Genomic DNA, 15,415 nt, shown 5'->3' with positions numbered 1-15,415 from the left:
AAAAAGGCAAAGAGCGCCTTTCCGGGTGGTTCGCCTTATGCTTGTCGGGTCTGAACGAGCCGCCTCCGCTTTCTTATGTCGATGGACGGTTTTCGCCTTCTAGTTTAGGGTTGCCTTTTGAGGCTTTGGTTTGGGCTGAATTTGTTGCTTGCTGTTTGTTTTGTTTGTTTTTCTGATTTTTCATTACGTAACACCTCCACTTATATTATTTTCTAGTTTCCACTTCTTTTATTCAGTAGGTGTCGAAACAAAATTAACGGAATGTCCTTTTAACACTTTCTTTGGCGAAACGCTTCTAGTTTTGTCAGGGGGGAAGGGAACGGGTTATAAAGAGAGAATTACAGTATTAATCCAAAAAAAAAGGTGGGAGGATTCACAATGCTTCCAAAACAAGATATTATGTTAAAATTAGCTGAAATTGAAGAAAGTTTGAATCAATTAGAACAAAGTCTGCATGATCGAATCTCAGTTGAAGAACAAGAAGGAATGAATTCGTTAACGAACAAGATACAGAAAATCGACTGTAAATTGAGCTCAGTGGAGAGAAAAGCGGAATCTAAAACTGTTCTTATGAAAAATAGAGAAAAGTCCTTTGTCTTACAAAAACTTGAATTATCCTATAAGACGTCTTAAACTGAATTTATAAGAAAGTAGCCTTGTGCTACTTTTTATTTTTGTCTACATTTTTACGGAGGGCTATTTTTGAAAGAATTGAAGCAAGTAACGGGAGTATTGATCATCCTTGTTGAGCAGATGATGAAAGAATATAAAGGCAGACGTGAATCAGGTGAAAAAGGAGACTTTTACACAGAAGTAAAACCTTTTGCCGATAAAGTAAAAGGGGAGAATGATGCGTGGAAAGAATTGTCCTTGATTTGGATCAAAGAACAAAGGCCAAAACACCTACATTTCCCTCAAATAATAAACACATTCGATAATATTGAAATGCTATCGGTTCACTGTTTCTTTCCAGAGTCCAGTTACAATCGGTTTATCAGTCATTATCAATCTGTCTCATATGTACTGCAAACCCAGTTGGATGAATTGAATGAAAAATAAGAGGCTGCCGATCGGCAGCCTCTTTACATTATGGAGTTGAAATTGCTTTTTCTTCTATTGTATTGATTTGCTTCGACAGCTCTTTATAATGATGCAATGAAATCTCATTAGAAATATAAAGTTTTTTGGCCATTGTAAGAAGTTCTTGTTGATCCGTTGCTGGATAATGTTTACTACTTTCGAATCTCTTCAGCAGTTCACTCAGGTTCATCTTGATTCCTCCCAATACTTATATTTCATTGCGTTGCATCTACATTTATCCTATCATAGAAAACCCTTTCTTTAAGTTGTAAGAATAGTGTAACTTCCGACATTCTTCTTGTGTTTGTCGAAATATCTTTATGGGGCTTTTCACCATTTATCCAGTTAAAACATAAAGTATAGTAACCATTATTAAGTAAGGGGGCTAAGTATGAATTCTTTACTTCATTCTAGACAGATGCGTAACTACCATCCAAGTTATCATTCGCAATCAACGTATATGGGACCAGTGATGAACTATCAAGGACAGGGTATGCGACCTCCAGAATATGGATCTTACCAACCAAATTATTATCCTCAACCAGAAGCCCAATATCCTGCACCTGGGTTTCATATGAACCAATATCAACAGATGAACCAGCATCAAATGAATCCATATTTTGAAAATCCTCTACAGCAGAAAGAATACAATCCGTACCAAAAGAAAGCAATGGAGCAGCAGTCTTATGCTAATCCATATCCGAAAGCCTCGTTCATGGCTAAACCTTCGTCAGGGGGAGTAAGTTCAATCATGAATTCATTCAAGTCACAGGATGGATCTTTGGATTTTAATAAAATGATGAATACAACAGGACAAATGATGGGGGCAATTAATCAAGTTTCTTCTCTTGTAAAAGGCTTAGGTGGGATATTTAAATTTTAAAATAAAGGAGCTGCCGATTTGGCAACTCCTTTTTTAAAGTTGTATTAGGAAACTTATTCGATAGGTATTCGTTTACCGGTTTCTTTGTCTACCTTCACAGTCAGTAATCCATCTTTATGAGATGCCTTCACATTCTTTTCATTAACCACTCTTGGAAATGGGATTGTCCGGCTGCTCTTTTTCATGGATTGCTTTCTTCTGATCATTTGATTTTGATCATTTTCCTCGGAAAACTCTTCTTTATTGGTTACGGAAATCGTAATGTATTGAGGGAACACATCGAGTTGAATCTGGTCTTTCTTAATACCTGGAAGTTGTGCAGTCACGATATAATAATTGTCTGTTTCAGTTAATTCAACCGGGAAAGAACCAAATGGGTTAGAGGATGATGTGAAAAATTCATCAATGCTTTGAAGCATTCCTTTCATAGGTCTTTCATGAAAAAACTCGTTCATGGAATGCATCAGGTCACCAAAACCTTTCTTCTCGTTCGACATGGGTATGCTCCTTTCACGCAAAAGTATTCATACTAGTGTATGAATGCTAGCTGAATATGTGCATTTGTCCTATACCTTTATATAAATCGATTTAGACTCCCCTACATTCTTATTAATTAATTGAGGAAAAGATATCCTGGTTTTTTTTCTTTAGTTTCGAACATAGATTCGGTAAAATGAATAGAAGAGGTGATACCTGTGTTTAAGAAAAACAATCTTCAACAATTGATTGAACATTTTAAAAGAGAAGATGATTTTAATAAACAGATTGTTCACTGGCATACCATAGATGAAAAACCCGCTCAATTGGTAGATATGCCACTGGAGATAAATGATAAAATAATAAATGCGCTGCAAAAAAGAGGCATCGAAAAGCTTTATACCCATCAGCATTCCGCTTTTCGGCTGGCAATGGAAGGAAAGAATTTTACCGCAGTAACTCCTACAGCCTCTGGAAAGACTCTTTGTTATAATCTTCCTGTATTACAAACGATCATGGACAACCCGGATGCACGGGCGTTATATATTTTTCCAACTAAAGCACTCGCACAAGATCAGAAAAGTGAGTTGAACGAAATCATCTCAGAAGCTGAAGCTTCTATTAATAGCTATACATATGATGGAGATACCTCCGCCAATATCCGGCAAAAAGTAAGGAAAGCTGGGCATATCGTCATAACGAATCCTGATATGCTCCACTCAGCCATCCTTCCTCATCATACAAAGTGGGTGTCTCTTTTTGAGAATCTTAAATACGTAATAATTGATGAACTCCATATATATAGGGGGGTTTTTGGTTCTCACGTAAGCAATGTGGTCAGGAGATTGAAACGGATTTGCGAGTTTTATGGAGCTTCTCCCATTTTCATATGTACATCTGCAACGATTGCAAACCCGAAAGAACTGGCAGAGCATTTAACCGGAAATGAAATGAATTTAATAGATAATAACGGTGCACCAAGTGCCAAAAAGCATTTCGTTTTCTACAATCCCCCGATTGTAAACAAACCGTTGAATATACGCAGAAGTGCGACCCTGGAGGTCAGGAGAATTGCTGGTGAATTATTGAAGAATAAGGTGCAAACGATCATATTCGCCAGAAGCAGGGTAAGGGTGGAAATTATCCTTACCTACTTACAAGAATTAGTGAAGAGTCAATTAGGAACGAAATCAATCAGAGGGTACAGGGGAGGATATCTGCCGACTCAACGCCGGGAGATTGAAAAAGGCTTGCGATCTGGTGAAATCTACGGAGTTGTCAGTACGAACGCCCTTGAATTAGGGGTAGATATCGGTCAATTACAAGTGTGCATCATGACGGGCTATCCCGGGACGATCGCAAGTGCCTGGCAGCAAGCTGGAAGAGCCGGCAGAAGGCATGGGGAATCTCTGGTCATCATGGTAGCAAGCTCAAGCCCATTAGACCAGTTCATTATTGAGCATCCGGATTACTTCTTTGAGCAAACCCCAGAAACGGCGAGAATCAACCCTGACAATTTGATTATTCTTATTGATCATATTAAGTGCGCTGCCTATGAGCTCCCCTTTAAGGAAGGGGAACAATTTGGCAGGCACGACATTGATGATATTCTAGAATTTTTAGTGGAAGAACGTGTGGTTCATAAGAACGGTGAAAAATGGTATTGGATGAATGATGTGTTTCCTGCCCATAACATCAGCCTTCGCTCAGCTTCACAGGAAAATGTCATTATTATTGATCAAACAGACATCTCAGCCGTGAAAGTAATAGGGGAAATGGATCGTTTCTCAGCTATGACCTTATTGCATGATGAAGCGATTTATTTACACCAGGGAGTTCAATTTCAAGTAGAGGAACTGGATTGGGAAGAAAAGAAAGCGTATGTAAGGGAAGTGGACGTGGACTATTTCACTGATGCCAATCTGGCTGTACAATTAAGAGTACTCGAAACAGACAAGATTCGCACGGGGAAAAGGTATGACGTAGCTTATGGGGATGTAACTGTTCAAGCAATGGCAACGATTTTCAAGAAAATTAAATTTGATACCCACGAAAATATTGGATCTGGACCCATCCATCTTCCTGAAGAAGAACTCCACACGAGCTCCAGCTGGATTTCTTTAAGTGACGCTGCTTCATTTAGTCAGGAGCGTTTGGAAGAAGGCCTCATAGGGGCAGCACAAAGCTTGAAATCGATTATTCCTTTATTTGTGATGTGCGATCCCAGTGATATTTTTGTGGTGCCACAAATAAAAGCTGCACACAATGAACAGCCTACGATCTTTATCTACGATCGGTACCCTGGTGGGATCGGGTTAAGTGAAAAGGTGTATGAACAGATGGAGAAAATACTCCTTGAGACATCTGCAATGATAGAGCGGTGTCCGTGTAAAACTGGTTGTCCATCATGTATTGGAACGGATCATTCACTGGACACAGCCAAAGTGGATACATTAAAGCTTCTTCATCTTTTCCTTCAATAAAAGAAGGAGGGAATCAATATGTCACTTAAAAATAAATTATCAAGAATGAAAAAACATCTTATCAGAGAAGAAGACGCTGAAGATAAGAAAAGTCAGCCCCCCATTTTAGAGCAGGAATCGGCAGACTTGCCATTTCTTGATTTATGGAAACAAAATGGTGCCACTGTGTACGATATTGACGGTGATTTCTGTCTGGTGAGAGAGAAACGATATCCAATCGATCATCAACATGGGGACTACACGTTTAGAGATTTTATTAGCGCGGTGGATGCTTGGCAGGACTTTGCGGGTGTCCATCCCTTGTCTTCTAAAGGGCATACTCATGAACAAATGTTTTTCTTTGATACGGAAACGACCGGTTTAGGTGGGGGGGTTGGAAATACAATCTTCTTATTGGGACATGGGAGGGTGACAGAAACAGAGGTGATTGTGACCCAGCATTTTTTGCCTCAACCGGGAAGTGAAATACCTCTCTATCACAGTTTTTTAAGCCATGTGGATTATAACACACTCGTGACATATAACGGAAAAGCGTTTGATTGGCCTCAAGTTAAGACAAGGCATACACTCATTAAAGAGCATGTCCCCCAATTGCCCGCATTTGGGCATTTTGACCTTTATCACGGATCCAGAAGACTCTTTAAGCACAGGTTAGAGTCTGTAAAATTAATAAACGTAGAGCGAAAGATCCTTGGATTTAATAGAGTGGACGATGTTCCAGGATATTTAGCCCCTATGATATATTTTGATTATATCGAGCGTAAGGATCCTGAAGGTATATTCAAAGTTATGACCCATAATGAGCTGGATATATTGTCATTGATCACTCTCTATACGCATTTAACGTTTCAACTATTGAATGCTCATAAAAAAGCCACTGACCAAGAGCGCTTCGAGGTCGGGAGATGGCTTGAATACACAGGTAACAGAGAGATTGCAAAAGAGCGTTACCAAGAGATTATTAGAGAAGATGACAGAACAAATTATGAGGCGATGCACCTCCTCGCTCTTCAATACAAGAAAGACAAAGAAGAATGGAAGGCGATAGAGTTATGGGAACGATTGTGGAAAGAAGCCCCTATTTCCATTAGAAAAGTCGCACTGTTGGAACTGGCTAAATTGTATGAGCACAAAACGAAGAATTTCCAGTTAGCATTAGAAAGATGTGAGCAACTCGAATCACTGCTGATTGAAACTGAGGAAGCAAACAGTCAAAAGCACGAGGTCTTTATAGGGAAACTTCATCATCGAAAGAGCCGGTTAACAAGAAAATTGAATAAGAATACAGACCATCCATCCTAGATTCACAAATTTTTATAAATTATACTAAAAAAGTGGTTCAAACTCCTTATTTTTATATTGAGAATTTTCAAAAGTAGATGTAAAATAGTTAATTGTGTTGAAAATATTTAATATTTAGATGGGATGATGAAAATGAACCGAGCGATCTTAATTTTGTTCTTTGTCGTCATTGGTTTAACGGCTTTTGTTTTTACCAATTATCCGGAAAGTTTATATAGCTTTATGTAAGTCTGCAAAATGTTTTCCTAAAAATAGGTATTTGTATTAGTACATGTATCCTCTTCGTTTCATAGGCTATTAGTGTAACAACTAAGAGATGAAAGGAGAGCGTTTCTATGTATAAAAGACCAAGACCTAATCAAGTACTTCCTGCAGTCATGCACCCGACAAAATGTTGTGTGAATCAGTCATGCAACACCTATGAGGTGCCACACATTCACCCTACTCACACGACAAATGTAAATAATGTTATGTATCAACATAAACATTATTTCCCACAAACACAATCACAAGTAGACAGTGTTTCACACCAACATTTCAACTGTGGCGGTGGACCGGGTGGACCAGGAGGACCTCAAGGCCCTGGAGGCCCAGGAGGACCGGGGTTTGGCCCAGGATTCGGACCCGGACCGCGTCCAAGACCACCATTCGGACCATATGGTATGGGACGATAATTTTCTGAGTGAAGACTTCCGAGGGATGCCTCTAAGAGGTTAGTTTCAATTGCAGAGCGACACACTGTGTCGCTCTGCAAAAGTGACTAATGACTATTAGAGTCATCTCTTCTTTATGATGGTGAACTTTTATTATGATAGAATGGGATCTTGACCTCGTAATTCGTAAAATATGTTACAATAGAGTGTAAAGGATTGGGACACACTAAGCTTTAAAGAGAAATTGTCTGTCCTGAAAGTTTAATGAAGGAGTTTTGCATTTGAGTAATGTTGCGTGCATAACCGGATATAAATCCTTTGAACTAGGAGTTTTTAAGCAAGATGACAAAGCAATTTACTACATAAAGCAGGCTTTAAAGAAAGAATTAGTTTCCCTTTTGGATGAAGATTTAGAATGGGTACTCATTAGTGGGCAACTTGGGGTTGAACTTTGGGGAGCAGAAGTGGTATTTGAGCTTCAGGAAGATTATCCTGATCTTAAACTGGCTATATTGACTCCTTTTCTCTCCCAAGAAGAAAATTGGAATGACGTGAATAAAGAGTACTATGAACTCATTCTTTCTCAAGCTGATTTTGTCGAGTCAATCTCAAAAGAACCTTACAAGAGTCCACAGCAATTCCGAAATAAAAATCAGTTATTCTTGCAAAAAAGCCAAGCGTTAGTGATACTGTATGATGAAGAAAAAGAAGGCTCACCCAGGTACTTCTATCAAGAAGCAAAGAAGAAGAAAGAAACTGATCCTTCCTTTGAAATAAGGGCGATCACCTTCCATGATCTGCAATGGGTCGTCGAAGAAGAGCAGTGGAAGATTGAGTAGAGGATGTTTTATCACTCATTAACACTTCGGGAATTCTATAGCCCCGAAAACAATTATAATTGACAAACTGATGGTTATTTGAAAAAATGATAGTGATAAATATAGAGGTGAATATAATGATCTCAGATAAAGTGAAATTAACCGCAAAGGATATCCTAGAAAAAGAATTTAAAAGTGGTATGCGGGGATATAAACCAGAAGACGTAGATAAATTTTTAGATTTGATTATTAAAGATTATGAAACCTTCCATCAAGAAATAGAAGATCTGCAACAAGAGAACCTGCGATTAAAGAAACAAGTGGAGGGAGCAAGTAAACAACGCTCCGCTGCTCCTGCTCAACAGACAGGCACAACGAATTTCGATATTCTTAAGCGCTTGTCTAATTTAGAGAAACACGTATTTGGAAACAAATTGTATGACTGATATTTCCAGTTGAATACTCGGAAGAACTACAGTATAATTAGTTATTGCTGATCCTTAATGGTGTTCGGGTAATCGCTGCAACGTTAAGTTGTAGAGGAAAGTCCATGCTCGCACGGTGCTGAGATGCACGTAGTGTTCGTGCCTAGCCAATTCATAAGCTAGGGCAGCTCAAGTTTTGAGTTGACGGCAGGGAAAACACCTAAGTCCTTTGGATATGGTGTGACTACCTTGAAAGTGCCACAGTGACGAAGTCCTGTTAGAAATGGCAGGAGTGGAACGAGGTAAACCCCACGAGCGAGAAACCCAAAATTAGGTAGGGGAATCCTCTCAGAGGAAACGAACGAAGAGAGGGACAAAGGAACTTCCTTTGTAGATAGATGATTACCACCCGAGTACGAGACGAAGAGTCGTTTGTAGTACAACGGAACAAAACATGGCTTACAGAACACTATTACGGGATAAGAGCAATATGGATTAAATAATGCAAGTGACTGATACATGCAGGTAATACACTGCTCTTTTGTATCAGTCCTTTTTATATTTAAGGAAACAAGACCATACTATTGAAATAAAGATAATGATTAACGGGGTGACGAATTTGAGTACATATACATTAATTGCAACGGCAGCAATGGGCTTAGAAGCAATTGTTGCAAAAGAAGTGAAAGAATTGGGCTACGAATGTCAGGTGGATAACGGAAAAGTCATCTTCAAAGGAGATGAAACAGCGATTGCGCGAGCCAATATGTGGCTAAGAACAGCTGACAGGATAAAGATTCTCGTCGGAGACTTTAAAGTTTACTCCTTTGATGAACTATTTGAAAATACAAAGAAACTGCCATGGGAAAACTTCCTTCCAGTAGACGCGGAATTTCCTGTTCAGGGGAAATCGGTCAAATCAAAGCTATACAGTGTACCTGATTGCCAGGCGATCGTAAAAAAAGCAATCGTTGAACGTTTACGTACAGCATACAAACGTACATCGTGGCTTGACGAAACCGGTCCCTTGTTTAAAATCGAGGTGGCGATCCATAAAGATGTAGCAAGCATCACCCTGGATACGAGTGGACAAGGTCTTCATAAGAGGGGTTATCGAATCGGACAAGGTGAGGCTCCTTTAAAGGAAACACTGGCAGCTGCCCTTATCCAATTAACGACATGGAACCCTGACCGTCCATTTGTAGATCCATTTTGCGGGTCTGGAACCATTCCGATTGAAGCGGCCTTGATCGGGCAAAATATTGCTCCAGGATTCAATCGTGAGTTTTTGTCAGAGAACTGGCCAATGATGCCTGCTGAGGTCTGGGAGAAAACACGTTTGGAAGCAGAGGATCTGGCTAACTACGATCAGCCGCTTGAAATACTGGGTACGGACATCGATCACCGAATGATCGAAGTTTCCAAAGAGAATGCAATGGAAGCGGGGCTTGGAGACTTGGTGAAATTTAAACAAATGCAAGTCAGAGACTTCACTTCAGAACTGGAATATGGCATCATCGTCGGAAACCCTCCTTATGGTGAACGTTTGGGAGAAAGAAAAGAAGTAGAAAGAATGTACCAGGAAATGGGGAAAGCTTTCGAGAAGCTAGATACTTGGTCTGTTTACATCATGACTTCCCATGAAAACTTTGAACAATGCTACGGTAAACAAGCTACGAAAAAACGTAAATTGTTTAACGGATTCATTCGAACAGATTATTACCAATACTTTGGCCCGCGTCCACCGAGAAAAGGGTAATCAATTCAAGTACAAAAAAAAGAAAAGAAGTTCAGAATATCCCTTTCACTTCCTGCGTATAATAGTTCTATCATTTTCAGAGGAGTGAAAGAGGATGGACCATTCCTTCATCGATTACCACAAAATCTATCAGGCATTACAAAGCTCTATTTCTTCCATTTCAGGAGAAGAAGGAGCAGCCATTCAAGCCGGCTTGGATGAAGCGACGAAAAACCTTGATCAGGCTTTTCAATATGAATTGTTAAGGAAAAAGAGAATATACGACTGAGTGCATTCTCGGGAGACTAGGGACATCCATACAAGTGGTAGAACTACCCTTGTATGGAGCGTCTCTTTTCTTTTGTTTAAGCTCTTTTCGTATAGTTTGTTGCTATTGTAGAGGAGAAAGTAATAGTTGATTTCCGCTCCAGGATGCTCGCTTTCTGCGGGGCTGGCAGTGAGCCTCCTCGGCTGCGTCTCCGGGGTCTCACCTGTCCAACTATTCCCGCAGGAGTCGAGCATCCTGCAGCGAGAATCAACTTTCTGAGCATGTATCCTCAATGGAATACAATAAAAACAAGAATTTTATCAAACAATCTCATTTAAGGTAAGTAGAAATTGATTTTCCTTTTTAGGAAGAGGAATTATTTTTTCAAGTTACATTGTGTTCTTGCACACCTTGAAGCTCTGTCATGAAAATTCTGTTAAAGATGGTGAGGGGAACTGCGCAGACTCCTGCGGAAGTACGGGCGTGCCGAGACCCCGGAAGCGAAGCTGAGGAGGCTCGGCCGAACGCTAGCTGCAAGCGGAGCAGTTCCCCTCACCATCAAGCATAAACCGGTTGACAGAGCCCTGGCAGATTCTATTCTTGAAAACAACAATTATTGCGAAAAGAGCCATTGTTAAAGCCTTCAATTAAAAAAATGACGGTTATCCCTTTTCAATAAGAAAGAATTCTAGTAAATTAGAAATATTGTGTAAGGCAGGAGGTCCTCATGAGAAGAAAATTACCATTTGAATTAACCAAGGAGCAATCATTTTATGAAGCATTATCCGATTGGGTCGGTGACGTGTTTTATGATCTATTGCCTGAAAAGGGATTTGATTTACGGGATGAACAGGTATTTATGGCCTTTCAGCTAAATCAAGCTTATAAAAATAAGCAGGTTATGTTTGCAGAAGCAGGTGTCGGTACGGGGAAAACCCTTGTCTACCTATTATATGCGTTATCATTTGCCAGATATACTGGCAAACCGGCAATCATAGCGTGTGCGGATGAAACGCTCATTGAGCAGATTGTGAAAAAAGAAGGGGACATACAGAAGCTTGAGAATGCACTGGATCTTGATATAGATGTTCGATTGGCAAAGTCCAGAGAACAATATCTATGTATAAAAAAACTTGAAGAAAACATCCCCCAAAACGAGGGGTACCAGGACATATGGGAGGAATTACCGGATTTTGTACACGATAATTCATCCATGAGAAGCTTTAGTCATTATGGGGATAGAAAAGAATATGCTCATCTATCTGATGAAGAATGGAATCAAGTTGGCTGGGATTCTCTTCAGGACTGTATGTCTTGTTCTTCTCGCCATCGCTGTGGTCTTACACTTCATCGTGAACATTACCGGGGGGCAGCAGACTTAATCATCTGTTCCCATGATTTTTATATGGAACATATTTGGACGAAAGATTCCCGCAAACGGGAAGGGCAACTTCCACTTCTGCCAGAAGCGAGCTCTGTTGTATTTGACGAAGGTCACTTATTGGAATTTGCTTCTCAAAAAGCGATGACTTACCGCATGAGAATGGAGACCCTTGAAGGCTTACTGGAGAAGCTTTCAGCGTCTGATATGAGGGAAGAAACGTTGTATGTCATTGAAGATATCATTCTGGATAATGAAAAGTGGTTCGAACTCCTGGAGAAAGAATCCAAAGGAGAGAATGGTTCTGAGAGACAATACATTTCGCGTTCCGAAGCCATATTACAGCAAGGGAGAGCGCTGACTGAGAAAATTGAAAATCTTTTAAATGAGCTAGTCTTTGAATCAGAAATGTATGTCATGGATGATTATTTACTAAAGGTAGTAGAAGAGTATCTTGAGCAGATTCAGTTTTCCTTGAAACTATTCATAGATGATGAAAAAGGAATCTATTGGTTGGAAACGTCAGAAGAAGAACACACCTTTGTTGTGATGCCAAGATTGGTGGAAGAAATTCTGAGAGAACAAGTTTTTTCTCAAAATATCCCATTTATTTTCTCTTCTGCCACCCTTTCTTATAATGGAGACTTCTCTTATGTTTCTCAATCGCTGGGGATTGAAAAATATGAAAGGTTCTCGGTAGAGTCTCCTTATAAATACGAAGACATGATGAAAGCTTTTCTTCCTTCATTGGAAGAAGGCAGTGATTCTAAAAATCAGTATGCCTTTGACATGTTGAAGAAAAACCAAGGGAAGTCGTTGATTCTCTTCTCTACTAAGGAAGAAATGAATGTTTTTAGACAATATCAAAAGCAGCAGGGAAACCAGGGCTGGAATGTGATTTATGAAGGTGACAGGGAAATTAGTGAAACGGTCCAGCAGTTCCAGCAGGAAACCTTTACAGTTCTATGCTCCTATCATTTATGGGAAGGTTTGGACGTGCCAGGAGAGTCACTTTCCCAAGTCATTATCTATTCACTCCCATTCCCTCCTAGGGATCCTGTGTTTGATGCGAAACGAAATCATGCTGAAAACTCAGTGGAAGAAGTGGACATTCCTTACATGCTCCTTCGACTGAGACAGGGTATTGGCCGATTGATTCGGACGAGCGAGGACAAAGGAAGCGTCCATGTCTTGGTGAACGGTCATGAAGCAGCTTATAAACAGTTGGTAGAATCCGTTTTACCAGTTGGAATTGAAGTGTTGAATTCATAAAGTGTTGGAAGAGCCGCCTGAATTGGGCGGTTTTTTTCTGTATGTAGAGACATCTACTCTTCGACTACCATGACTTCTCTAATCGTCTCTCTATCAATCTTTCTGACCCAAGTTGCCAGAAAAATATGATAAAATAGATTGAATGTAAAAAAAGGGGGCTTTTTTAGAATGAAAGAATCAGTAATAGAAATAAGAGATCGTTTCCATGATTATGTAAAAAAAATGTCTGCCTACAACGAAGCGCTTGGTTTGATGTTCTGGGATTTACGGACAGGTGCTCCGAAAAATGGGGTTGAACAACGATCTGAAGTCATTGGGATGCTTTCATCTGAGCTTTTTGAAATGTCGACCTCAAATGAAATGGCTGCATACCTGGCTAAACTGTCGCCAGAAATGGACAAATTGGATAACATGACACAAAAGCTGTTAGAAGAGTGTCAAAAAGAGTATGATCGGAATAAAAAAATTCCCGCTTCTGAATATAGGGAATACGTGGTGTTACAATCGAAAGCTGAAGGTGTATGGGAAGAAGCCAAAGAAAAAGCGGATTTCTCTATGTTTCAGCCCTATTTAGAAAAACTGGTGGCATTTACGAAACGCTTTATTGATTACTGGGGCTACGAAGATAACAAATATAATACGTTATTGGATATGTATGAGCCAGGTGTAACGGTTGAAGTGTTAGATAAGGTATTTGGCGATCTTCGAGATCAAATTGTCCCGCTTGTACATAAGATTTCCGAATCGGAACATAAGCCACATACCGATTTCCTCTTTGAACACTTTCCAAAGGATAAGCAAAAGGATTTCAGCTTAAAGATCCTTGAGCAAATGGGGTATGATTTTAACTCAGGCAGATTGGATGAGACCGTCCATCCATTTGCGATTGGTTTAAACCCTGGTGATGTAAGGGTAACAACTAAATATGACGAGAAGGATTGGAGAACAGCCGTGTTCGGGACAATCCATGAAGGTGGACATGCTCTGTATGAGCAGAACATTTCCAAGGATTTGATTGGTACACCACTATGCACGGGAACGTCTATGGGGATCCATGAATCTCAATCCCTGTTCTATGAAAACTTTGTAGGAAGAGATCATTCTTTCTGGAAGAAGAATTATTCGTTACTGAAGGATTACTCTTCAGGACAGTTCGATTCCGTTGAACAAGACGATTTCTACCGGGCAATCAATGAATCGAAGCCATCTTTAATCCGAATCGAAGCAGATGAATTAACGTACGCGTTACACATTATCATCCGGTATGAAATTGAAAAGGGATTATTTAATGATGAGATAGACGTGAAGGATCTTCCTGAAATCTGGAATCAGAAATATGAAGAGTACTTGGGAATCCGCCCTTCTCATAACGGTGAAGGTGTCCTTCAAGATGTTCATTGGGCTGGTGGGAGCTTCGGTTACTTTCCGTCATATGCATTAGGATATATGTACGCTGCGCAGTTTAAGCGTGCCATGTTGAAAGATCTTCCTCATTATGAAGAGCTGTTGGAAGAGGGAAATCTTGTTCCCATCAGAGAATGGCTGACGACAAACGTCCATCAGTGGGGCAAGATGAAAAAACCGCTGGAAATCATCAGGGAAGTTACTGGAGAAGGGCTTAATGCAAAGTACTTGGCCGAGTATTTAACGGAGAAGTATTCAAAGGTATATTCCTTGAATTAACGAATACAATGGAGGCAAAATCATGGAAATAAACGTTGCATCACTAGAGGATAAATTGCTTGTTGGAATAGGCTGGACAGGTCCATATGGAAAAGGGGCAGAGATCCCGAGACTATTCACTAAGTTTCTACAGATGATCCCATCCATTCACCACATCAATGGAGATGAATGCATATACGCTCCTTTCCATGACAGAGCGACTGATTTTACGTATTATTGTACCGTAGAGGTTGATCGTGTGGACAAGCTTCCACCGGGGTTAGTCGAACTGTCTCTCCCTGCAGGCGTCTATGCTCACGCTCTTTATGAAGGGCTGTCAACGGAAGTAGAACAAGCCTACTTTTCGATCTTTAATTGGATTAAGGAAAATGGCTATGAAAAAGACTACTCCAGACTGAGTGTCGAGAAGTATCTATCTCAGGATAGAGTGATCAACGAAACGGAAGATAAGCGGAAATTAGAGTTGTTTGTTCCTATTAAAGAGAAATAGAAAAGAGGCTGCCCGAGGCAGCCTCTTTTCCATTAGTATAAGTATACATTTAGTAATTTCCTTCCTGACCATGCCGCCTCCGCTTTTCGCGATGTCCAGCTCCAGGGCTTAGAGGCTCGAGGTCATAAGTCAGCCCCACCAAAAAGGCAAAGAGCGCCTTTCCGGTGGGGCCGCCTTATGCTTGTCGCCTCTGGGCAAAGCCCTTCCGCTTTTCGATATGTCCAGCTCCAGGGCTTAGAGGCTCGAGGTCATAAGCCAGGTAACCCAAAAAGGCAAAGAGCGCCTTTCCGGGTTACTTGGCTTATGCTTGTCGCCCCAGGGCGAGCCGCCTCCGCTTTTCCATATGTCCAGCTCCGGCGGCTTGGGGCTCGAGGTCATAAGTCAAGTAACCCAAAAAGGCAAAGAGCGCCTTTCCGGGTTACTTGGCTTATGCTTGTCGCCCCAGGGCGAGCCGCCTCCGCT

The 15,415-nt window shown here is 40.5% G+C and carries 15 protein-coding genes and 1 other RNA gene; 14 read left to right on the top strand and 2 right to left on the bottom strand.

The features are described from left to right. The first annotated feature begins 378 nt into the window (after positions 1-378). Positions 379-633 (top strand): hypothetical protein, encoded by a 255-nt coding sequence (locus RSX31_RS06540; RefSeq protein WP_315633952.1) that lies wholly within the window; start codon positions 379-381, stop codon positions 631-633. 69 nt (positions 634-702) lie between these two features. Then, the gene (locus RSX31_RS06535) at positions 703-1,059 is read left to right on the top strand and encodes a YppE family protein (protein ID WP_315633951.1); all 357 of its coding nucleotides are present in this window, start codon (positions 703-705) and stop codon (positions 1,057-1,059) included. 28 nt (positions 1,060-1,087) lie between these two features. Here RSX31_RS06535 and yppF read toward each other — a convergent pair whose 3' ends face one another. Next, positions 1,088-1,270 carry a YppF family protein gene (gene yppF / locus RSX31_RS06530; protein ID WP_315633949.1) on the bottom strand — a complete coding sequence of 61 codons (183 nt, stop codon included), beginning with the start codon at positions 1,268-1,270 and terminating at the stop codon, positions 1,088-1,090. Between the two features lie 201 nt (positions 1,271-1,471). Between yppF and RSX31_RS06525 the strand changes: the two genes are divergently transcribed. Continuing rightward, positions 1,472-1,963, top strand: a complete 492-nt coding sequence (locus RSX31_RS06525) for a YppG family protein (RefSeq protein WP_315633948.1) — start codon at positions 1,472-1,474, stop codon at positions 1,961-1,963. Positions 1,964-2,016: 53 nt separating this feature from the next. Here the strand turns inward: RSX31_RS06525 and RSX31_RS06520 are convergent, their stop codons facing one another. Then, the gene (locus RSX31_RS06520) at positions 2,017-2,460 is read right to left on the bottom strand and encodes an Hsp20/alpha crystallin family protein (protein WP_148969431.1); all 444 of its coding nucleotides are present in this window, start codon (positions 2,458-2,460) and stop codon (positions 2,017-2,019) included. A 225-nt stretch (positions 2,461-2,685) separates the two neighbouring features. Between RSX31_RS06520 and RSX31_RS06515 the strand changes: the two genes are divergently transcribed. The 11 genes from RSX31_RS06515 to RSX31_RS06465 all read left to right on the top strand — a co-directional run bounded on the left by RSX31_RS06515 (position 2,686) and on the right by RSX31_RS06465 (position 14,953). Further along, positions 2,686-4,923 carry a DEAD/DEAH box helicase gene (locus RSX31_RS06515; RefSeq protein WP_397548077.1) on the top strand — a complete coding sequence of 746 codons (2,238 nt, stop codon included), beginning with the start codon at positions 2,686-2,688 and terminating at the stop codon, positions 4,921-4,923. 18 nt (positions 4,924-4,941) lie between these two features. Further along, the gene (locus RSX31_RS06510; protein WP_315633944.1) at positions 4,942-6,225 is read left to right on the top strand and encodes a ribonuclease H-like domain-containing protein; all 1,284 of its coding nucleotides are present in this window, start codon (positions 4,942-4,944) and stop codon (positions 6,223-6,225) included. A 335-nt stretch (positions 6,226-6,560) separates the two neighbouring features. Beyond that, positions 6,561-6,899 (top strand): CotD family spore coat protein, encoded by a 339-nt coding sequence (locus RSX31_RS06505; protein WP_148969429.1) that lies wholly within the window; start codon positions 6,561-6,563, stop codon positions 6,897-6,899. Positions 6,900-7,159: 260 nt separating this feature from the next. Next, a complete protein-coding gene (locus tag RSX31_RS06500) occupies positions 7,160-7,717 on the top strand; it encodes a DUF1273 domain-containing protein (RefSeq protein ID WP_148994144.1) in 558 nt (185 codons plus the stop codon). 116 nt (positions 7,718-7,833) lie between these two features. Continuing rightward, positions 7,834-8,142, top strand: coding sequence for a cell division regulator GpsB (gene gpsB / locus RSX31_RS06495; RefSeq protein WP_113970666.1), 309 nt, complete (start codon positions 7,834-7,836; stop codon positions 8,140-8,142). 60 nt (positions 8,143-8,202) lie between these two features. Beyond that, positions 8,203-8,588, top strand: an RNA gene (rnpB, locus tag RSX31_RS06490) — RNase P RNA component class B. Positions 8,589-8,740: 152 nt separating this feature from the next. After that, positions 8,741-9,880 carry a THUMP domain-containing class I SAM-dependent RNA methyltransferase gene (locus RSX31_RS06485; protein WP_315633942.1) on the top strand — a complete coding sequence of 380 codons (1,140 nt, stop codon included), beginning with the start codon at positions 8,741-8,743 and terminating at the stop codon, positions 9,878-9,880. Between the two features lie 94 nt (positions 9,881-9,974). Further along, positions 9,975-10,148, top strand: a complete 174-nt coding sequence (locus tag RSX31_RS06480) for a hypothetical protein (protein WP_187443267.1) — start codon at positions 9,975-9,977, stop codon at positions 10,146-10,148. Between the two features lie 706 nt (positions 10,149-10,854). Continuing rightward, positions 10,855-12,780, top strand: coding sequence for an ATP-dependent DNA helicase (locus tag RSX31_RS06475; protein WP_315633941.1), 1,926 nt, complete (start codon positions 10,855-10,857; stop codon positions 12,778-12,780). Positions 12,781-12,948: 168 nt separating this feature from the next. Continuing rightward, positions 12,949-14,463: a carboxypeptidase M32 gene (locus tag RSX31_RS06470; protein ID WP_315633939.1), complete on the top strand. Its 1,515-nt coding sequence runs from the start codon at positions 12,949-12,951 to the stop codon at positions 14,461-14,463. A 22-nt stretch (positions 14,464-14,485) separates the two neighbouring features. Beyond that, positions 14,486-14,953, top strand: coding sequence for a GyrI-like domain-containing protein (locus RSX31_RS06465; protein WP_315633937.1), 468 nt, complete (start codon positions 14,486-14,488; stop codon positions 14,951-14,953). Positions 14,954-15,415 lie beyond the last annotated feature (462 nt).

Source organism: Rossellomorea yichunensis, from assembly GCF_032337515.1.
In the GTDB taxonomy this organism is placed as follows: Bacteria; Bacillota; Bacilli; order Bacillales; family Bacillaceae_B; genus Rossellomorea; species Rossellomorea yichunensis.
Note: the sequence above shows the minus strand (reverse complement) of the source record. Positions and strands in the feature narration are given on the sequence as shown.